Below are 20,386 nucleotides of genomic sequence, written 5' to 3'. Positions count from 1 at the left end.
GGGCCTCCATGGAGCATGATCCGGAGAGGCCCGGGATCGTGACCCGGAGTCCCCCGGAGACTCTTCGGAGCGTGACCCGGAACCTCTCCGGAGCCGGAGAACCGCGGCGCCGCGCCTCAGACCGCCGTCCCCGCCGGCTCGGCCGGCGGCTCGGCGGGCTGCCCCTTGATGGACCTGATCAGGAGCTGGGAGACGTCCACGACCTCCAGGCTCTCCTTGGCCTCGCCCGCGTTCTTCTTCTCGTTGATCGAGTCGCCCAGCATGACCAGGCAGAACGGGCAGGCCGTGGAGATGGTGTCGGGGTCGGTGGTCAGCGCCTCGTCCACGCGCTCGGTGTTGATGCGCTTGCCGAGCCGCTCCTCCATCCACATCCGCGCGCCACCGGCGCCGCAGCAGAAGCCACGGTCCTTGTGCCGGTGCATCTCCTGGGTCCGCACTCCGGGCACCTTGGCCATGATGTCGCGCGGCTGGGAGTAGACCTTGTTGTGCCGGCCCAGGAAGCAGGGGTCGTGGTAGGTGATCTTCTCGTCGATCGGCGTGACCGGCACCAGCAGGCCCTCGTCCACCAGCCTGGCCAGCAGCTGGGTGTGGTGGACGACCTCGAAGGTCCCGCCGAGCTGCGGGTACTCGTTGGCCAGGGTGTTGAAGCAGTGCGGGCAGGTCGCGACGATCTTCTTGACCCCGGCCTCGTTCAGCGTCTCGATGTTCTGCTTGGCCAGCATGTCGAAGAGGTACTCCATGCCCAGGCGGCGGGCCGGGTCACCGGAGCACGCCTCCATCGGGCCGAGCACGGCGAACTTCACGCCCGCGACGTGCAGCAGCTCCGCGACCGCCTTGGTGGTCTTCTTGGCCCGGTCCTCCAGGGCGCCGGCGCAGCCGACCCAGAAGAGGTACTCGGTGTCCTCGGGCATCTTCTCGTCGACGAGCTGGATCTCGATGGGGTCTTCCTCGCGGGAGGCGAGCTCCTCGATCCAGTCGGCCCGCTTCATCTCGGACATCCCCCAGGGGTTGCCCTTGTTCTCCAGGTTGCGGACCATGACGCCGGCCTCGGTGGGGAAGTTGGACTCCACCATCGCCTGGTAACGGCGCATGTCGAGGATGTGGTCGATGTGCTCGATGTCCACCGGGCACTGCTCGACGCAGGCGCCGCAGTTGGTGCAGGACCACAGCACGTCCGGGTGGATGACGCCGTCCTCGCCGACCAGCGGCTTGTCCAGCAGGGCGAGCACGTCCTCGTGCAGGTCGGCGCGCTGCTCCTCGGTCGCCATGAGGTAGGGAGCGATCTTGAAGGCGTGGTCGCGCTGGTCGAGGATCAGCATCTTCGGCGACAGCGGCTTGTCGGTGTTCCAGGCCGGGCACTGCGACTGGCAGCGGCCGCACTCGGTGCAGGTGTAGAAGTCGAGGAAGCCCTTCCAGCCGACGTCCTTGATGCTGCCGCGGCCCAGCCGGTCACCGTCGAGGTCCTCGTCCTCGAAGTCGACGACCTGGCCGTCGATCCGCAGCGGCTGGGCGGGGCCGTTGCCGTCGGGGCGGCGGGAGAACATCACGTTCAGCGGCGCGGTGAAGATGTGCAGGTGCTTGGAGTTCACCACGATGACGAGGAACACCAGCATGACGCCGATGTGCAGCAGCAGCCCGACGCCCTCCAGCACCTCGTTGGCCGTTTCGCCCAGCGGCCGCAGCAGCGCGGCGGCCGCCTCGGAGGCGAACGCCCCGGAGGCGTAGGGCAGGTTGCCGGTGTTGAAGGCGGCGCCACGGAAGAGGAACATCGTCCAGATCACGTTGAAGATCATGAAGAGGACGAGCCAGGCGCCGCCGAGGTGCGAGCCGGAGAAACGCGACTTGCGGCCGAGCTTCTTGGGCGAGTTCCTGATCCGGATGACCGTGAAGGCCACCAGCCCGAGCAGGGCGGCGACCGCGATGAAGTCCTGCAGGAAGCCCAGGACGGGCCAGGTCCCGATGAGGGGGATGTGGAAGTCCGGCCTGCCGGTGACGCCGCCCTGGATCAGTGCGCCGTACGCCTCCAGGTAGACGGTGGCCAGGATGAAGAACGCCCACATGACGAAGAAGTGGGCGGTGCCCGACGGGGTCCACTTCAGCAGCTTCTTCTGCCCGAAGACCTCGACGAGCTGGGCCTTGATCTCCGCGCCCACGTTGTTCCTGGCGTACTCGATCCGTTCGGGCGCGGGTGGCCCGACGGTGGCGAGGTTGTACAGGAACAACACGCGACGCGCGGCGAGCGTGACCGCGACGGCTGTCATGACCAGCCCGATGACCGCTACCCAGAGCACGGGGTCCTCCCACAGACGGCGTTGGCTGCCAGCGTACGACCGCCGGTCATCCACGGTGACGACGGGTTACCACAGATCCTACCCATCGGTAACATGTTGTCGGTCCCGGACCCGCGGCGACCGTGGCCACCATACGGTCAATCCGCGTCCAGAACAATGCTCTACGCAAGTGTCGGGCGAGCCGGCCGGTCCTCGTCCAGATACCGCTGGATCGTCGGCGCGAACAGCGCGACCAGCTCCTCGACTCCGGCCGAGGCGAGCGGATCGAGCCGCAGCACATGCCGCATCACGATCAGGCCGAACATCTGGGAGAAGGCCGCCTCCATCCGGATCCGCGGAACGCCGAGACCCCGGGCGGCCCGGTCCAGCAGTTCCTCGGTGAAGAACTCCCGCACCGTGGCGGCCACCTGGTCGTTGGTCATCGCGGTGCGGATCATGGCCAGCAGCGGCTGGCGCGCCTCCGGGTCCGCGGTCAGCCCCAGGACGAACCGGACGATCCGCTCGCCGACCTCCCCGCGCGGCCCGCCGACGAGGACGGGGACGACCTCCTCGGGGTTCATCGGCAGGTCCATGACGGCGACGAAGACCCCCGCCTTGCTCGTGAAGTAGTGGTGGACCAGCGCCGGGTCCACCCCCGCCTGCCGGGCGATGCCCCGGACGGTCGTCCGGTCGAACCCCTTCTCCGCGAAGATCTGGCGCGCGGCCGCCAGGATCTGCCCCCGGGTGTCGGCCGACCCCGGCCTGCGCCCCGGACGCCGCCTGACCGCCGCCGCGTCCGCCACGCCGCCCTCACCGCCGGCGCGTCCCGCGCCCTCCACGCCCATGTCCTCGCGCCCTCTGCCCGGCCCCGCGCCCCTCAGGCCTTCGAGGGCGTGGCGAGGTGACGGCGGGCGAAGGCCAGCGCCTCGGTGAGGTCGTCGATCCGCTCGGTACGGCTGGCCGCCTTGCGCGTGTTGATCTCCAGCACCACCAGGCCGCCGAAGCCGCCGGCCGACAGGCGCTCCAGGATCGGCGCGCACGGCTGGGTCCCCCGGCCGGGGACCAGGTGCTCGTCCTTGTTCGCCACCCCGAGGCCGTCGGCGAGGTGCAGGTGCGCGATCCGGTCGCCGAGCTTGCCGAACATCTCCATGGCGTCGACGCCGGACACCGCCGTGTGCGACAGGTCCAGGGTCACCTGGGGGAAGTCGTAGTCGACCGGGTTCCAGCCCGGCGAGTAGGGGACCACCTCGTTGCCCCGGGCCCGCAGCGGGAACATGTTCTCCACCGCGAAGACGACGTCGGTCTCATCGCGCATCCGGGCCAGGCCGGTCTCGAAGTCGCGCGCGTAGTCGCGCTGCCAGCGGAACGGCGGATGCACCACGACCGTCCGCGCCCCGACCCGCTCGGCGGCCCGCTGCGCCCGCTGGAGCTTGGCCCAGGGGTCCTTGCCCCACACACGCTGGGTCACCAGCAGGCAGGGGGCGTGGATGGCCAGGATCGGCAGCTGGTAGTGGTCGGACAGACGCTCCAGGACGTCGACGTCCTGGCTCACGGGGTCGGCGCCCACCATGATCTCGACACCGTCGTATCCGAGACGCGCGGCCAGCTCGAAGGCGTCCGGGGTGCGTTCTGGGTAGACCGACGCGGTGGACAAAGCGATCTTCGCACTGGGTTCCCGGACAACGCTCATCTGTCTTTCCCTCCGGCTCGGAGCTCGCGGAGCTCGCGCGAACGGGCGTCGCGGCGTCCGCCGGTCCGCACGTCCACCGGGGTCTCCGGGCCGCCTGCCCGGGACGCGCGCGGGCTTGCCTCCCCGCGCCCGGTGTCCCGTCCGCTTCGCTCGCTCACCTTGCCAGCCTAAGCGCGCCGGGCGACCTGTGGAGTCGGCCTCGCGGATGCGACGGAGAACACACCGCTACCGTGAACGCATGCCCAGGCCGTTGAGGGGCGTCGTCCCCAGCCCGAACATCTGGAACACCCCGCACGTCTACGAGCTGGAGAACCGCGCCGTGGACCCGGAGGGGCGCGCCGAGGCGGCGATGGCCGCCATCCGGCCGTGGGACGGCGCGACGGTCCTCGACATCGGCTGCGGAACCGGCTACCACCTGCCCTCCCTGGCGGCCACGGCCTCCCGCGTGATCGGCGTCGAGCCGCACGAGGGACTCGCCCAGCTCGCCCGCCGCCGCTGCCGGGCCCTGCCCGGCGTCGAGGTCCACGTGGCCGCCGCCCAGGACCTGCCGCTCCCGGACGCGTCGGTGGACGTCGCCTTCGCCCGCTGGGCGTACTTCTTCGGCCCCGGCTGCGAGCCCGGCCTCGCCGAGCTCTCCCGCGTCGTACGGCGGGGCGGCGCGGCCTTCGTCATCGACCTGGACGCCGGCCGCGGCGCGTTCGGCCGCTGGTTCGGCCGTTCGGTCCCCGCCGGCTACTCCGCCGAGGCCGTCGAACGCTTCTGGACCCGCCAGGGATGGCAGAGCAGGCCGCTGGACCTGCGCATGTCCTTCGAGCGCCGCGCCGACCTGGAGGCGGTGCTGCGCATCGAGTTCACCCCCGAGGTCGCCGCTCAGGCCATCGCCGAGACCCCCGGTCTGGAGATCGACTACCCCAACGTGCTGCGCTGGCGGCGTTTCTGACTCCGGGCCGGTGAGAACGAGGGGTGAGACCTCGGTGGGACCGGCCCCGTGCCGGAACGGGAACCACGACGGAACGAAACCGTGGCCGAACGGGAACCGTGACCGAACGGGAACCGTGACCGAACGGGAACCGTGACCGAACGGAGGCGGGGAACCGGGATGGGATCGCCCGCCGTACGGCTTGACCTTGACGCTGACGTCAACGCCTACCGTGACGGGGTGAGGAGGTCCGGATGCGGATCGGAGAGCTCGCCAGACGTGCCGGGGTCAGCACCCGGGCACTGCGCTACTACGAGCAGCAGGGGCTGATCACCGCGCGACGCGCGGCCAACGGCTACCGCGAGTACAGCGAGGCGGACCTGCGACTGGTCACTGAGATCAGGTCGCTGCTCACCGTCGGCTTCACGCTGGAGGACGCCCGGCCGTTCGTGGCGTGCCTGCGGGCCGGGCACGAGTCCGGGGCCTCGTGCCCGGAGTCGGTGGAGGTCTACCGGCGCAAGCTGACCGAGATCGACGACGAGATCCGCACGCTGCTCACGCGCCGGGCCGAGGTGGCCGCCCAGCTCGGCGCGGCGTGCCCGGGATGCATGTTCGGGCCGCCTCCCGACCGGAACGAGGGAGAATCATGATCAATCTGACCGCCGACAACTTCGCCGAGCAGGTGCTGGAGAGCGACAAGCCCGTCCTGGTGGACTTCTGGGCCGAGTGGTGCCCGCCGTGCCGGATGATCGCGCCGGTCCTGGAGCAGATCGAGGCCGAGTACGGCGACCGCCTCACGATCGCCAAGCTGAACTCCGACGAACACCCGGAGATCGCGGCCCGCTACGGCGTCACGGGCCTGCCCACGCTCAACCTCTACAGGGGCGGCGAGGTGGTCCGGCAGATCGTGGGCGCCAAGCCCAAGCGCCTCCTCCTCGCCGACCTGGAGGGCCACATCTGACCCGTTCATCGCGTTCCGCGGGGCCGTCACGACCGGGACGGCCCCGCGTGCCGAGCGACTCAGCGGCACAGGTGACTCGGCGGGACAGGTGACTCGGCGGGCCGGATGACTCAGCGCCGCGTCCAGATCCAGGCCTCGCTGTCCTCGTCGTAGTCCGGGTTGCCGCCGACCGCGACCATCAGGTCGCCGTCCGGGGACCGCGCGAGGTCGTTCACGACGGGGCCCGACTGGGTGCCGGGCGTCCTTCCGTACGTCCAGACCGCGCCGTCGAAGTGGAGGATCGTCCTTTCCCCGTCGTCCTCGTTCCCGTCCCCGATGCCCCGGCTCTCGCCTCCGGCCCAGATCCCGCCGCGCCCGTCGGACTCCAGGGCGGTGAGGCGCGTGTCCTCCGGGAGCGGTCCGGCAGTGCTCCACCGGCTCCCGTCCCAGCGCAGCAGGAGCTGATGCCTCTCGCTGTCGGACACCTCGGCCGTGCCCAGCGCCCACGCCTCGTCCGGTGACACCGCGAGCACGCGGTCCAGCCCCGTGCCCCGCGCGCCCGGCACGGGCGGCGCTGGCACGGGATCCCACCGCTCCCCCGCCCAGTGCATGATCATGGACTGGCCGCCCGTCCGGCCCACGGCCCACGCGTCGCGGGGCGACGGCGCGCCGAGGTCGTTCACCTCCGCGCCGGGTGGCAGCGGGAGCTCCGACCAGGCCGAGCCGTCCCACCGGCCGAGAAACGGGCGGGCGGGGTCGCCCCGGGTCGTGCCGGCCACCCACACGTCGCGCGGTCCCGCGACGGCCGCGGTCCGCAACCAGAGCCCGCCGGCCCCGGCCGTGCCGTTCGTGCCCGCCGTACCGTTCGTGCCTGCTGTACCGTCTGTGCCGTTCGTACCCGGGCCGTTCGTACCGGGGCCGGCCGTACCGTCGGTGCCGTCTGTGCCTGCCGTACCGTTCGCACCGGGGCGGGCCGTACCGTCGGTGCGGGCCAGGCCGCCCCGGGGGGCCCACCCGGCGCCCGTCCAGCGCCAGGCGCGCGTGTCGTCGGCGAACACCCACAGGTCGTCGCGGGACGACGCCGCCAGCAACCGGAAGCGGACCTCCTCCGACGCCCTGACGGGCGGGGCCACCTCGCGCCAGGCACGGCCGTCCCAGCGGGTGATCAGGGTGTCGCCCTCGTCCACCCCGCCGACCGCCCAGGCGTCGTCGGCGGCGAACACCACCGTGCTCGTCATCGACCCGCCCCACTCGCTCACCGGGGTCTGGGCCCACGGGGGCGCGGAAGGGTCGGGCGACGGCGACGCGGCCTCGGTCCACGGGGCCGCCGTCACGCCGGGCGAGCCCCGGCCCGAGCCGGTCGCGCCGGGCGTCTCCCCGGCCGAGGGCCGCCGGTCGGCCGAACCGCACGCCGCCAGCAGCACGACCAACGTCACGATCGTCACCAACCGTCCGGACATGGCCAGATCGTACGCGCCGCCACCCGGCCGCGGCAGCCCCGGCCGTCCTCCCGCTCCCCGATCGGCACCTACCCTCACGTTTCCTGCGGCTAAGCCGTTTCCGGCCCGTCGCCTGCCCACTCGCCTCCCGCGACGGAGCCGTTCGTCATCGCGGCCGGCCGTACGGGACCGGTCCGGACGCGGGGCGGCCACGTGGAGCACCCTCCCGAAGGGCGGTCCCAAGCGGAGCCTGTCCGGACGCGGGGCGGCCGGCTCAGCCCTGGGTCGTCGGGCGGATGACGATCTCACCGATCTCCACGTCACGCGGCTGCTCGACGGCGAAGGCCACGGCGCGGGCGACGGCTTCCGGCGCGATGGCGTACCGGTCCATGTTGCGGCGGATCTCCTCGCGGACCTCGGGGTCGTCGATGGAGCCGGCGAGTTCCGTGCGCACGTAGCCCGGGGAGACCGCCGTCGTCCGCAGCACGCCGTCGGTCGACTCCTGCCGCAGCCCTTCCAGGAGGGTGCGCACGGCGTTCTTGGTCGCGGCGTAGACCGCCATCGTGGGCGTGATCTTCAACCCGGCCGTCGACACCGTGGTCACGAGGTGGCCCTGCCCCTGCTCGCGGAACACCGGCAGCGCGGCGGCGATGCCGTGCAGCACGCCGCGCAGGTTGACGTCGATCATCGCCGACCAGCCGGCCACGTCCAGGTCGGCCACGGGGCCGATCCTGCTGATTCCGGCGTTGCCCACCAGCACGTCGAGCCGTCCGAACTCCGCCACGGCCAGGCCGACGAGCCGTTCGAGGTCCTCGCGGGCGGTGACGTCGACGGCGAGGGTGACGGCGCGCCCGCCACGGGAGCGGATCTCCCGGGCGATCGTGTCGAGCCGGTCCGTCCGCCGTGCGCCGAGCACGACGGCGGCGCCCCGCTCAGCGAGCAGGCGCGCGGTGGCCTCGCCGATCCCGCTGCTCGCCCCGGTGATGGCCACGACCTTGCCCCTGATGGCTGACATGGGATTTCCTCCGCAATAAAATGGACATGTGTCCGCTTGGATGCTCCCACCGTAACGGACACGTGTCCGCTTAGCCAATCCGTCCCGCGGAGGACCGATGAACGCACCCCGTCGCCGAGCCGACGCCACCGAGAACCGCGCGCGGATCCTCCAGGCCGCACGAGAGGTCGTCGCGAACGCGGACGAGGTGCGGCTCAACGAGATCGCCAAGCGGGCGGGCGTCGGCCAGGGAACCCTCTACCGCCACTTCCCGACCCGGGAGGCCCTGCTCGCCGAGGTCTACCGCAAGGACGTGGACGACCTCGTGGCCGCCGCGCCGGAACTGCTCGCCGAGCACCCGCCGCTGCCCGCCCTGGCCGGCTGGCTGGATCGGGTGGCCGAGTACGCGAAGGTCAAGCGCGAGGTGTTCGCGGCCGTCGAGGTGGGGGTGTGGCAGGACCTGTCCGCGCACAGCCTCGGCCCGATCGGCGAGGCGCTGACCACGCTCCTCGACGCGGGCAAGGCGGAGGGCGTCGTCCGCCCCGACGTGGACGCCCGTGACGTCATCCTGCTCATCGGCTGCCTGACCCGCCTGGAGCCCGCGGAGTGGGACACCCGCGCCCACCGTCTCCTGGGCGTCGTCCTCGACGGCCTGCGCCGTCACGCCTGAGCGGGCCACCGGCCGGGCGCCTCCCGCACCCGGCGGAACCGCTCCCGCACCCGGCTCCCGTACCCGGCGGTGACACCGCTCCCGCCCGCCGCGCGCCGCGGCGGGTGAAAGTTGTCGGTCGATGCCGGTAGCGTGCGGCCATGGCTAAGAAGGTCGGCTATCGCTGTGGTGAGTGCGGTTGGCAGACCGCCAAGTGGGTGGGTCGCTGCGGTGAGTGCCAGGCCTGGGGCACCGTCGAGGAGGAGAACGCGCGCGCCGGCGTGCACGTGGCCTCCGCCGGTGCGGTGTCGTCCCCGGCCGTCCCGATCGGGCAGGTCAAGGCCGAGGTGGCGCACGCCCGCGGCACCGGCGTCTCCGAGCTCGACCGGGTGCTCGGCGGCGGCGTGGTGCCCGGCGCGGTGATCCTGCTGGCCGGGGAGCCCGGCATCGGCAAGTCCACGCTCCTGCTCGACGCCGCGGCGAAGATGGCCAGGCAGCAGACCGTGCTGTACATCACGGGAGAGGAGTCCGCCGCCCAGGTTCGGGTCCGGGCCGACCGGATCGGCGCGATCCAGGAGCACCTCTACCTCGCAGCCGAGACCGACCTGGGAGCGCTGGTCACGCACGTCGAGAAGGTCCGTCCCGACCTGCTCGTCGTCGACTCGGTGCAGACCATCGGCTCGGCTCAGGCCACCGGCGTCCCCGGCGGCGTCACCCAGGTCAGGGAGGTCGCGGGCAACCTCGTCCGGCTGGCCAAGGAGCGCGGCATGTCCACGGTCCTGGTCGGCCACGTCACCAAGGAGGGCTCGATCGCGGGCCCCCGCACGCTGGAGCACCTGGTCGACGTCGTGCTCCATTTCGAGGGCGACCGCCACTCCCGGCTCCGCATGGTCCGCGCGATCAAGAACCGCTACGGCCCCGTCGACGAGGTCGGCTGCTTCGACCTGCACGAGGACGGCATCGAGGGCATAGCCGACGCCAGCGGCCTGTTCGTCTCCCACCGCACCGACCCCGTGCCCGGCACCTGCGTCACCGTCACCCTGGAGGGCACCCGGCCGCTGCCCGCCGAGGTCCAGGCCCTCGTCGCCCGGACCGAGGCCCAGCAGCCGCGCCGCTCCACCTCCGGGCTCGACGCCTACCGCGTCACGATGGTGCTGGCCGTGCTGGAGCGGCGGCTCAACGCCAAGCTGGGCGGCTGCGACGTCTTCACCGCCACCGTGGGCGGCATCAAGCTCAACGACCCGGCGATCGACCTGTCGGTGATGCTCGCGGTGGCGAGCGCGGCCGGAGACAAGGCGCTGCCACCCGGGCTGGTCGTGGTGGGAGAGGTGGGCCTGGCCGGGGAGCTGCGCCCGGTGCGCGACGTACGGCGCCGCCTGTCGGAGGCCGCCCGGCTGGGCTTCACCCGCGCCCTCGTCCCGGCCGGTTCCCTGGACAGCGGGCGGCGCAAGGGCGCGGACCGCTCCCTGGTCCCGGTCGGCGGCCGGGCCGCGGGCTTCGCGCCCGGCTTCGACGTCATCGAGGCGGAGAACGTCTGGGACGCCCTCACCCACGTCACCTGAGGCTCCCTCGCGGCCCCCACCTGAGGCTTCGGTGCGGGCCGGTGCCTGAGGCCCCCGGTGAGGACCCGCACCCCGGGTTCCGGAGAGGCTTCGTGGGTAAGCTGGGGCTGACGCGCAGACCACGGGGGTCAAGTGGCAACGACGTACAAAGGACTGGACGAGCGCCGCAGAGCCGTCCTGGCCGCCGTCGCACCGGGCACCGCCCTCCGCGACGGCCTGGAGCGCATCCTGCGCGGTCAGACGGGCGGCCTGATCGTGCTGGGCTACGACCGCACGGTCGAGGAGATCTGCAGCGGCGGCTTCGAGCTCGACGTCGAGTTCTCCGCGACGCGGCTGCGTGAGCTGGCCAAGATGGACGGCGCCATCGTGCTCAACTCCGGTGATCTGCGGATCGTCCGCGCGGCCGTGCACCTGATGCCCGACCCGTCCCTCCCGACCGACGAGTCCGGCACCCGGCACCGCACCGCCCAGCGGGTGGCCGTGCAGACGTCCCTGCCGGTGATCACCCTCAGCAAGTCCATGCGGATCATCGCCCTCTACCTCGACGGCGTCCGCTACGTGCTGGAGGAGTCCGCGGCGATCCTCTCCCGGGCCAACCAGGCCCTGGCCACGCTGGAGCGCTACAAGCACCGCCTGGACGAGGTCTCCGGCACGCTCTCGGCCCTGGAGATCGAGGACCTGGTGACGGTCCGCGACGTCGCGGTGGTCGCCCAGCGCCTGGAGATGGTCCGGCGCATCTCCGAGGAGATCGCCGGATACGTCGTCGAGCTCGGTACCGACGGCCGCCTGCTCTCCCTGCAGTTCGACGAGCTGGTGGCCGGCACCGAGACCGACCGCGAGCTGATCGTGCGCGACTACCTCCCCACGGGGGGCCGCCGGCGCGGGTTCGCCGAGGCCCTGCACGACCTCGACGAGCTCTCCTCCAGCGACCTGCTCGACCTCTCCGTCGTCGCGCGGGTCCTCGGCCACCCGGGCAGCGACGCCCTGGACGCCTCGGTGAGCCCCCGGGGCTACCGCCTGCTGGCCAAGGTCCCCCGGCTGCCGGGCACGGTCGTCGACCGCCTGGTCGACCAGTTCGGCAGCCTGCAGAAGCTTCTGGCCGCCAGCATCGGCGACCTCCAGGAGGTGGGCGGCGTCGGTGAGGCCCGGGCCCGCCACATCCGTGAGGGCCTCTCCCGCCTCGCCGAGTCCTCCATCCTGGAGCGCTACGTCTGACGCCGTCCTGGAGCCGTCCTGGGGCCCTATGGCTGACGCTTCTCCGTCACCTCAGGACGCTTCTCCGTCGCCCCAGGACACTTCTCCGTCACCTCAGGTGGAAGACCGTCCTGTCGCCCCTGAGGCCCGGGGTGCCGACCGCGGCGACGTACGTGCCCGGCCGGGCCGCGGCGCCCGCGGCCGCGCACTCCGTGTCCGACCGCCGACGGTCCCAGACGACCTCCCGGACGTACGGCACGCCCCGCTCCAGCCGGTGGAAGTCGTCGGTCCCGCCGCTGACGCAGTCGGCTGAGGACCACACCCGGTCGGCGCCGGAGGTGATCCGCACCTCCATCGCCCGTGGCCCGACGTCGGCCCGGCACGACGCCTCGCCGGTGTTGACGAGGGTGAGCAGGAACCTCGGCCGATCGCCCGGCCCGTAGATCTCCCCCATCCCGCGCACGCTCAGCACGAGATCGGCCGGGGAGCAGGAGCCGCCGGGCCTCCCGTCCGCCGCGGCCGAGGACGACGGCGACGCGTACGGAGACGGTGACGGTGACGGTAACGGTGGGGACGGTGTTCCCGGGGAGGAGGTGACCGTCACGGTCGGCAGTGCGGCCGACACCGCGTCCGGACCGGCCGGCCGGTCGGCCGCGCCTTCCTTCCGTGGGCGCTCCGGCTTGCTCGACGAGCAGGCCCAGGCCACGACGGCGACCACCACGAGCACGCCGATGAGCGCGACCACCCGGCGCCGCCAGTAGACGTCCGCCCCTATTCCGCTACGGAAAGTGTCCGGGTCCATGCGTACAGTATGGGGACCCCCGATGGAGTGGCAGGGGCGACCCGCCGCTGTCACGCGTTTCACGTCGCCGGGAAGCAGGCAGGGGGCCGCGGGGTGAGCAGGGGGTCGTCCCGCACTATCGTCGAGGCGTGCCCGAGTCGAACCCTCTCCTGGACCCCGTGCTCGGCTGGTACGCCGACCACGCCCGCGACCTCCCCTGGCGGGCCCCCGGGGCCTCCCCCTGGTCGATCCTGGTCAGCGAGATCATGCTGCAGCAGACGCCCGTGGTCCGGGTGCTGCCCGTCTGGACCGAGTGGATGGAGCGCTGGCCCACGCCCGCCGCGCTCGCCAAGGAGCCCGCGGGCGAGGCCGTACGCCACTGGGGGCGCCTCGGCTACCCGCGCCGCGCCCTCAACCTGCACGCCTGCGCGCGGGCGATCACCGATCGGCACGGCGGGGAGGTGCCGTCGGACCACGCCACCCTGCTGGCGCTGCCGGGCGTCGGCGAGTACACCGCGGCCGCGGTGGCCAGCTTCGCCTTCGGGGGCCGCCACGCGGTCCTGGACACCAACGTCAGGCGGGTCCTGGCGCGGGCCGTGCGTGGTGAGGAGTATCCGCCGAAGGCGACCACGCCGCCCGAGCGCAGGCTCGCCGAGTCGCTGCTGCCCGGCCCGGACGAGGCGCCCGTCTGGGCGGTCGCCGTCATGGAGCTGGGCGCGCTGGTCTGCACGGCCCGAGCCCCGCGCTGCGCCGACTGCCCGGTCAGCGCGCTGTGCGCCTGGCGTCTGGCGGGCAAGCCGCCCTACGACGGGCCCGCCCGCCGGGGGCAGTCCTACGCGGGCACCGACCGCCAGTGCCGGGGACGCCTGCTGGCGGTCCTGCGCCAGGCTCACGGCCCGGTCCCCAAGACCGCCCTGGACGCGGTCTGGGAGAGCGACACGCAGCGGGAGCGCGCCCTGGACGGCCTCGTCGCCGACGGCCTGGCCGAGGTCCTGGACGACGGCACCTACCGCCTGCCCGGCTGAACCGCCGATCGGCCGGAGCCGGTCGGCGACGCCGGCCGAGCTGACCGGGCAGGCGGAGACGGTGGGGCCGGTGGAGCCGACCTGTGTGGAACGGCCGGCGCGGGAGGCGCCGGGACCGGGAGACCCGCCGGGTCCGGCGGGATCCGGACGGGTTCGGACGGGTTCGGACGGGCGGCCGGCGGGATCCGGACGGGACGGCTTCCCGGACGGCCCTCAGGCGGCCAGGCGCAGACCGAGCGCGGTGAGGTTGGTGCGAGCCCAGTCGAGCTCGTCGGCGAGCGCGGTGACCAGCGCGCCGGGACCCTTGGCGCGGACCGGAACGGCCAGGTCGTGGGTCTCGACCTCGATGTGGGCGGTGCCGTTCACCGCGCCGGAGAGCATCGCGGTGAGGGTGTCCTCCAGGACCGTGCGGGTGCTCGGAAGCTCCCGGCAGGCGTCGCTGACGTGGTTGTGGACGTGACCGAGCTTCACCACCGGAGCGCCGGCGGCGGCCAGGCCGCGCAGCGCCATGCCAGGCTCCTCGGAGCCACCGGCGAGGTGGCAGGCGTCCAGGCAGACGCCGAGGTGCTCGGAGTCGATGTCACAGACCCGGTCGAGGGCCTGCTTGGTGGTCTCCAGCACGCACCCGGGCCACGGCTCGAAGCCGACCCTGATCGTCTTGCCGGTGACGCTGTACAGGCCGCGCAGCTCACGCGAGAGGCGCTCCAGGCGGCGGGTGGCGATCGCGTGCAGGTCGGACGGCCAGTCGCGGCGCCAGCCGATGGGGATGGTGGAGATGCTGCCGAAGCGGACGTCCTCCGGGAGCAGGAAGGCCAGGATCTTGGCCAGCGCCATCGTGTAGCGGTAGCGCTCGGGCTTGGCCCAGTCGGGGCCGGGGGCCTCCTGGTTGCGCCCGCCGGTGCCATTGAGGCCGACGACCTCCAGGCCGCGCTCCTCCAGCGAGCGACGCAGCCGTACCAGTTCGATCCGGTCGGCGATGAGATGGTCGGCCACCGTCGGCGACAGCCAGAGGCCTACGCCCATCCGGTCGACGCCCAGGCGCTTGCGCACCGGGACCGCGTACCGGGTCAGGTGGGCGATGAGGTTCTCCAGGTCCTCAGCGGGATGCACGCCCGCGTTGTAGGACAGGTGAACGAGTGTCCCGTCCTCGTGCCGCAAACGCATCCGATGCCTCCAAGGCGTGCTCTGTACGGCGATCCCGGACGCCCGCGTGGAAACCCGGACCACGGGCCGGCGGGTCCTTTGCCGCCGAGGGTTCGACCGGATCCGCCGAGCTTCCCGCCTGGGCACCGGTCCCCGCGTCATCCCCGGAGCCGATTCGTCGGTACGCCGGCGGGGTGACGTCGGGACCGGTCTCGCCGTGACCACCGAACCGGGTCACGCCGGTGAGCCGGCCGAATCACTCTACAGAGTGTAGTACTACCTACGGTGGTGGCACACCTTCTTCGGAAACAAAAGAGCGGACCCCGCCGTGAGACTGCTCACGGGGGGTCCGCTCAGAGTCGTGCCATCGCGTCGCGCTGCCGCGTCGTGTCATCACGCCGCGCTGTCACACCGCGTTGTCGCACCACCGCCGGATCGGCGCCGGGCCGGCGCCGATCCGGACCGGATCAGTGCTGGATCGGCTCCGCGATCGCGGCCGCCGAGTCGGGGACCCGGTCGGCCGGCGCGGCCTCGCCGACGAAGACGAACTTGGCGGCGTCGCCCTCACCCTCGATCGAGATCTTGACGATCTGACCGGGACGGAGCTCGCCGTACAGGATCTTCTCCGACAGCGTGTCCTCCAGCTCGCGCTGGATCGTCCGGCGCAGCGGCCGGGCGCCCATCACCGGGTCGTAACCGCGTTCGGCCAGCAGCTGCTTGGCCTCCGGCGAGACCTCCAGGCCCATGTCGCGGTCCTTCAGACGCTCGGCGACCTGCGCCAGCATCAGGTCCACGATGCTGATGATCTCCTTCGGCGTGAGCTGGTGGAAGACCACGATGTCGTCGACGCGGTTGAGGAACTCGGGCCGGAAGTTCTGCTTGAGCTCCTCCTGCACCTTCGCCTTCATCCGGTCGTAGTTCGACTCGGCGTCGTTGGACTTCGCGAAGCCCACCCCGATGCCCTTGGAGATGTCCCGGGTGCCGAGGTTGGTCGTCATGATGATGACGGTGTTCTTGAAGTCCACCACGCGGCCCTGGGCGTCGGTCAGGCGACCGTCCTCCAGGATCTGCAGCAGCGAGTTGAAGATGTCCGGGTGGGCCTTCTCGATCTCGTCGAAGAGGACCACGGAGAACGGCTTGCGCCGCACCTTCTCGGTGAGCTGGCCGCCCTCCTCGTATCCGACGTAGCCGGGAGGCGAGCCGAACAGCCGGGAGACGGTGTGCTTCTCCATGAACTCGGACATGTCCAGCATGATCAACGCGTCCTCGTCCCCGAACAGGAACTCGGCCAGCGTCTTGGACAGCTCGGTCTTACCGACGCCGGACGGGCCGGCGAAGATGAACGAGCCACCCGGGCGGCGCGGGTCCTTCAGACCGGCGCGGGTACGGCGGATCGAGCGGGACAGACCCCTGATGGCGTCGTCCTGGCCGATGATCCGCTTGTGCAGCTCGTCCTCCATGCGGAGCAGCCGCTGGGACTCCTCCTCGGTGAGCTTGAAGACCGGGATGCCGGTGGCGGTCGCCAGGACCTCGGCGATGAGCTCCTCGGTGACCTCGGCGACGACGTCCATGTCGCCGGCCTTCCACTCCTTCTCCCGGCGCTCGCGCTTGAGCTGGAGCTGCTTCTCCTGGTCGCGCAGCGCGGCGGCCTTCTCGAAGTCCTGCGCGTCGATCGCGGACTCCTTGTCGCGCCGCACGTTGGCGATCTTCTCGTCGTACTCGCGCAGGTCCGGCGGCGCGGTCATACGGCGGATGCGCATGCGCGAGCCGGCCTCGTCGATCAGGTCGATCGCCTTGTCGGGCAGGAACCGGTCGCTGATGTAGCGGTCGGCGAGCTGCGCGGCGGCGACGAGTGCGCCGTCGGTGATCGAGACCCGGTGGTGGGCCTCGTAACGGTCACGCAGGCCCTTGAGGATCTCGATCGTGTGGCTGAGGCTGGGCTCGGCCACCTGGATCGGCTGGAAGCGGCGCTCCAGCGCGGCGTCCTTCTCCAGGTGCTTGCGGTACTCGTCGAGGGTGGTGGCGCCGATGGTCTGCAGCTCGCCGCGGGCCAGCATCGGCTTGAGGATGCTGGCGGCGTCGATCGCGCCCTCCGCGGCGCCCGCGCCCACGAGCGTGTGCAGCTCGTCGATGAACAGGATGATGTCGCCGCGGGTGCGGATCTCCTTGAGCACCTTCTTGAGGCGCTCCTCGAAGTCACCGCGGTAGCGGGAGCCCGCCACCAGCGCGCCGAGGTCCAGGGTGTAGAGCTGCTTGTCCTTGAGCGTCTCGGGAACCTCGCCCTTGACGATCTTCTGGGACAGGCCCTCGACGACGGCGGTCTTGCCGACGCCGGGCTCACCCACCAGGACCGGGTTGTTCTTGGTCCTCCGGGAGAGGACCTGCATGACCCGCTCGATCTCCTTGTCGCGGCCGATGACCGGGTCGAGCTTGCCCTCACGGGCGGCCTGCGTCAGGTTGCGGCCGAACTGGTCCAGGACGAGGGAGGTCGACGGCGCCGACTCCTGCGGGCCGCCCGCGGCGGCCGGCTCCTTGCCCTGGTAACCGTGGAGCAACTGGATGACCTGCTGCCGGACGCGGTTGAGGTCCGCCCCCAGCTTCACCAGCACCTGGGCGGCGACGCCTTCGCCCTCACGGATGAGGCCGAGCAGGATGTGCTCTGTGCCGATGTAGTTGTGACCCAGCTGCAAGGCCTCACGGAGCGACAGCTCAAGGACCTTCTTGGCGCGCGGGGTGAAGGGAATGTGCCCCGAAGGCGCGGACTGTCCCTGGCCGATGATCTCCTCGACCTGCTGACGCACACCTTCAAGGCTGATGCCGAGGCTCTCCAGAGCCTTGGCGGCAACGCCTTCACCTTCATGGATCAAGCCAAGAAGGATGTGCTCCGTACCGATGTAGTTGTGGTTGAGCATCCGGGCCTCTTCTTGGGCCAGGACGACAACCCGCCGTGCGCGGTCGGTGAACCTCTCGAACATCTCGTCGCTCCTCACAGAGCGGTCAGGCAGGTCCGGGATATCCGGGCCCTGTCATCCCGCATGGTAGCCCTGCCCAGACGACCGCTCTATGAACGAGACGTTCCCCGGGAGCAGGGCGTTCACCCTCCATCCAACTACTTAACGGGGGTGAGATGTTCCCGCTACGCCGCAAGCGAACGCCGTTTATAGACGATCAAACGCGTCATGCGGTCATGGCCGCCACCGGACCCCACCGTGGCCGCCATAACCGCATGATTCAACGATCCCGCGAGCAGTCGCGCGACTCCCGCTAGTGAGCCGCTTCGTACTGCTCGACGATCTTGGAGGCGATACGGCCGCGCTCGCTGACATTAAGGCCGTGCGACTTCGCCCAGGCCCGGATGTCGGCACTCTTCTCCCGCGTGAGGGCCCTGCTGCCGCCCGCGCGGCGGCGGCGCGGAGCCGCACCGGAACGGCGGGCGCCCTGCACGAAAGGCGACAGGGAGTCGCGGAGCTTCTTCGCGTTTACTTCACTGAGATCAATCTCGTAGCTCGTGCCGTCAATCGCGAAGGCGACCGTCTCATTGGCCTCGCCCCCATCGAGGTCGTCGATGAGAATCTCCTGGATCTGCTTGGCCATCTACGCAATCCTTTCGCGGAGTATTGTTTCATTCGCTAGCCAAACATATACCCGCCATCGGGGGGCGGCAATTCCGGGACCCCGGCGATTCTCCCGGGAACCCGACCGGAACCGGACGGCGGGCGATCATCCGTCCTGGGGGCCGGGGACGTCCTCCCGTTTTGCCGGGCGCCGACCGGCGGCTTCACTGCGAAGAAGCTTGACCACTCCGTAGATGAAGGCCCCGCCGACGACCACCGGGGGTATCAACGCGGACAATACGTCGTTCATTCGTCCTCGCTCCGCACCGTGGGTGACTTTTGGGGACCGTGGAATTCCGGGGGCGGCGTGCCCGCCCGCGGGCCGGGAAGCCGCTCGGGCCATGGGCCTCCGCCCAGGCACGACCTTAGCGTCACCGGCGGGCGGCACGGGCCCCCGGGACCGCCCGTCTCCACCTTAATGCTTCTCTCCAGCCGTCTTACCGGTTGCCGTCCGTAAAGCCCCTGGGAAAAAACCGACAGGGCGATCATCTGATGATCACTCTGCCGAAAAACCAATGTCAACTGCGGCCACTTGACAGCCGCCCCCTCCCGGCAGCCTCGGAAACCCCCTGCTCACAAGGGTTTTTCGGCCGCAACAGAAAAGATCTTGCTGAAGCTCCGGATCATCCTCGCCGGGTCGGCGGCGGTAATGTCAAGAGGACGGGAACGCTCGGGTGGAGCCCCGTCGGACCTCGCCCTCTTCGGCGGGCGGCGGGTTCCGCGGCACGTCTTCGGCCCGCGGAACAAGACGGATCTTCATCGCTTTCTTCCCAAGCCTACGACCCTCAGGCGCAAGGAACATAGTCGTAGCCCTTATAACCACCAAACCACCGGGCAGGCGGTGTACCGGCTAACCCGGGCCGGATCCGCGAGAACGCCTTCCCGGGCATGCGGGGAAGGCGAACCCGCATTCCCCGCCGCTCCGGGAGAAGACGCGGGAAGTCGCCGGAGGCCACGGTGCGGCCCGCCCGCCGGACGCCATTCGCCGGATGTCACGGAAGTTGCCCGGGTAACTGTCACCCCATTGACGTCCTATAGGCACCCGGAGTGACGGCACAGCCGATCCGCGGGGTTTGTCGTGACCCGGAAGCACCCCTGGAAGGCTCCATAACGCCCTCTCCGGGGATCCCGCCCGAGAAGTGGCCGGAAGAAGGCCATAACGCCCCCGCGGGGGCGTACGGGTTCATGGCCCGCCGCAGTCGTCTCCGGCCGCCGTTACCGTCCCTTCCGGGGGTACCGCTACCCCTCTCGTTTCCCTCCACACACGAAAAAACGGGGCCGGCGGTTCAACCCGCCGGCCCCGTTTTTTCGGGGAGTCCCGGAACTACTTGGTCTTCACGACCGTCGTCGCGGCCGCCTTGTCGTGCAGGCACTGGCGCAGCGGCTTGTCCCACAGCTGCCAGAGCACGTTCACCAGGGTGAAGATCCCGATGATGGCGCCGACGACGGGAATGCCGCGCAGCATGGACGGGCCGTAAAGGACGCCCGCCCGGCTCATGGCCTTGTTCGAGGGAAGCCCACGGGAGTGGGGCGCCCCGCCGACCGGGACGACCCTGATGCCCATGACCATCTTGCCGACGGTCTGCCCCGTCGCCTTCAGCATCAGGAACTCGTAGACGAAGTAGATCAGGCCGCCGACGAGACCGATGAGGAAGGTCGCGAGGAACACCCCGCTGCCGAGGCTGTACTCCCCGGTCTCCATGTTGAAGGACGGCTGGGTGACCAGGATCCCGGTCAGCACGAGCGTGACGATGAACGTGGGGATCGCCAGGATCACACCGTCGACGATGCGGGCGACCAGGCGCTGCCACCACTCGGCGAGCGGGGCCGACACGCCCGGGGCGTGACCGCCCTCGCCCCACTGCGGGGCGTAGCCCTGCTGGCCGTAGCCCTGCGGCTGGGCGCCGTAGCCGGGCTGCTGGCCGTACTGGGCGCCGTAGCCGGGCTGGCCGTACGCCTGCTGCTGGTCGTAGGAGGGCTGCTGGCCGTAGCCGGGCTGTGCGCCCTGCTGGCCGTAGGCGCCCTGGTCGTACGACGGCTGCTGACCGTAGGCGGCACCCTGGTCGTAGGACGGCTGCTGACCGTAGCCGGGCTGTGCGCCCTGCTGGCCGCCGTACCCCGGCTGGGCGGCCTGCTGGCCGTAGCCCTGCTGCTGGTCGTAGGAGG

The 20,386-nt window shown here is 71.2% G+C and carries 17 protein-coding genes; 7 read left to right on the top strand and 10 right to left on the bottom strand.

The features are described 5' to 3' along the window. Positions 1-116 precede the first annotated feature (116 nt). The 3 genes from AB0D67_RS13510 to AB0D67_RS13500 form a co-directional block, all read right to left on the bottom strand. Positions 117-2,291 carry a (Fe-S)-binding protein gene (locus AB0D67_RS13510; RefSeq protein ID WP_362933589.1) on the bottom strand — a complete coding sequence of 725 codons (2,175 nt, stop codon included), beginning with the start codon at positions 2,289-2,291 and terminating at the stop codon, positions 117-119. Between the two features lie 161 nt (positions 2,292-2,452). Then, entirely contained in the window at positions 2,453-3,109 is a 657-nt protein-coding gene (locus AB0D67_RS13505) for a TetR family transcriptional regulator (protein WP_362933586.1), read from the bottom strand. Positions 3,110-3,147: 38 nt separating this feature from the next. After that, positions 3,148-3,960 carry a sugar phosphate isomerase/epimerase gene (locus AB0D67_RS13500; RefSeq protein ID WP_362933583.1) on the bottom strand — a complete coding sequence of 271 codons (813 nt, stop codon included), beginning with the start codon at positions 3,958-3,960 and terminating at the stop codon, positions 3,148-3,150. 238 nt (positions 3,961-4,198) lie between these two features. Here AB0D67_RS13500 and AB0D67_RS13495 point away from each other — a divergent pair, with 238 nt between their 5' ends. The 3 genes from AB0D67_RS13495 (at position 4,199) to trxA (ending at position 5,840) form a co-directional block, all read left to right on the top strand. Next, entirely contained in the window at positions 4,199-4,900 is a 702-nt protein-coding gene (locus AB0D67_RS13495; protein WP_362933580.1) for a class I SAM-dependent methyltransferase, read from the top strand. A gap of 233 nt (positions 4,901-5,133) precedes the next feature. Further along, a complete protein-coding gene (locus AB0D67_RS13490) occupies positions 5,134-5,529 on the top strand; it encodes a MerR family transcriptional regulator (protein WP_362933577.1) in 396 nt (131 codons plus the stop codon). Beyond that, complete coding sequence (trxA, locus tag AB0D67_RS13485; protein WP_362933574.1) at positions 5,526-5,840, top strand: thioredoxin; 315 nt, start codon at positions 5,526-5,528, stop codon at positions 5,838-5,840. Before AB0D67_RS13490 ends, trxA begins: the two co-directional genes overlap by 4 nt. A gap of 110 nt (positions 5,841-5,950) precedes the next feature. On the opposite strand, the gene AB0D67_RS13480 is transcribed toward trxA, so the two are convergent. Then, the gene (locus AB0D67_RS13480; RefSeq protein ID WP_362933571.1) at positions 5,951-7,279 is read right to left on the bottom strand and encodes a hypothetical protein; all 1,329 of its coding nucleotides are present in this window, start codon (positions 7,277-7,279) and stop codon (positions 5,951-5,953) included. A gap of 253 nt (positions 7,280-7,532) precedes the next feature. Next, entirely contained in the window at positions 7,533-8,273 is a 741-nt protein-coding gene (locus AB0D67_RS13475) for an SDR family oxidoreductase (protein ID WP_362933568.1), read from the bottom strand. Positions 8,274-8,370: 97 nt separating this feature from the next. Between AB0D67_RS13475 and AB0D67_RS13470 the strand changes: the two genes are divergently transcribed. From AB0D67_RS13470 to disA, 3 genes are all read left to right on the top strand, one after another. Beyond that, positions 8,371-8,922 (top strand): TetR/AcrR family transcriptional regulator, encoded by a 552-nt coding sequence (locus tag AB0D67_RS13470; RefSeq protein WP_362933565.1) that lies wholly within the window; start codon positions 8,371-8,373, stop codon positions 8,920-8,922. 140 nt (positions 8,923-9,062) lie between these two features. Beyond that, positions 9,063-10,463: a DNA repair protein RadA gene (gene radA / locus AB0D67_RS13465; protein WP_362933562.1), complete on the top strand. Its 1,401-nt coding sequence runs from the start codon at positions 9,063-9,065 to the stop codon at positions 10,461-10,463. A 132-nt stretch (positions 10,464-10,595) separates the two neighbouring features. Further along, on the top strand, positions 10,596-11,678 hold the full coding sequence (disA, locus tag AB0D67_RS13460; RefSeq protein WP_362933559.1) for a DNA integrity scanning diadenylate cyclase DisA: 1,083 nt from the start codon (positions 10,596-10,598) through the stop codon (positions 11,676-11,678). Positions 11,679-11,766: 88 nt separating this feature from the next. Here disA and AB0D67_RS13455 read toward each other — a convergent pair whose 3' ends face one another. Beyond that, positions 11,767-12,459, bottom strand: a complete 693-nt coding sequence (locus AB0D67_RS13455) for a hypothetical protein (RefSeq protein ID WP_362933556.1) — start codon at positions 12,457-12,459, stop codon at positions 11,767-11,769. 128 nt (positions 12,460-12,587) lie between these two features. On the opposite strand from AB0D67_RS13455, the gene AB0D67_RS13450 reads away from it, so the two are divergent. After that, positions 12,588-13,463 carry an A/G-specific adenine glycosylase gene (locus AB0D67_RS13450; RefSeq protein ID WP_362933553.1) on the top strand — a complete coding sequence of 292 codons (876 nt, stop codon included), beginning with the start codon at positions 12,588-12,590 and terminating at the stop codon, positions 13,461-13,463. Between the two features lie 213 nt (positions 13,464-13,676). Here the strand turns inward: AB0D67_RS13450 and AB0D67_RS13445 are convergent, their stop codons facing one another. The 4 genes from AB0D67_RS13445 to AB0D67_RS13430 all read right to left on the bottom strand — a co-directional run. Beyond that, positions 13,677-14,627, bottom strand: a complete 951-nt coding sequence (locus AB0D67_RS13445) for a TIM barrel protein (RefSeq protein WP_362933550.1) — start codon at positions 14,625-14,627, stop codon at positions 13,677-13,679. Positions 14,628-15,073: 446 nt separating this feature from the next. Then, on the bottom strand, positions 15,074-17,581 hold the full coding sequence (locus AB0D67_RS13440; protein WP_362933547.1) for an ATP-dependent Clp protease ATP-binding subunit: 2,508 nt from the start codon (positions 17,579-17,581) through the stop codon (positions 15,074-15,076). A 289-nt stretch (positions 17,582-17,870) separates the two neighbouring features. After that, on the bottom strand, positions 17,871-18,200 hold the full coding sequence (locus AB0D67_RS13435) for an Lsr2 family protein (protein WP_362933544.1): 330 nt from the start codon (positions 18,198-18,200) through the stop codon (positions 17,871-17,873). A gap of 1,344 nt (positions 18,201-19,544) precedes the next feature. Next, a partial coding sequence (locus AB0D67_RS13430) for an RDD family protein (RefSeq protein ID WP_362933541.1) occupies positions 19,545-20,386 on the bottom strand: 842 nt, incomplete at its 5' end.

This window comes from Streptosporangium sp. NPDC048047 (assembly GCF_040653115.1).
Taxonomy (GTDB): Bacteria; Actinomycetota; Actinomycetes; order Streptosporangiales; family Streptosporangiaceae; genus Streptosporangium.
This window is presented reverse-complemented; position numbering and strand designations above follow the sequence as displayed.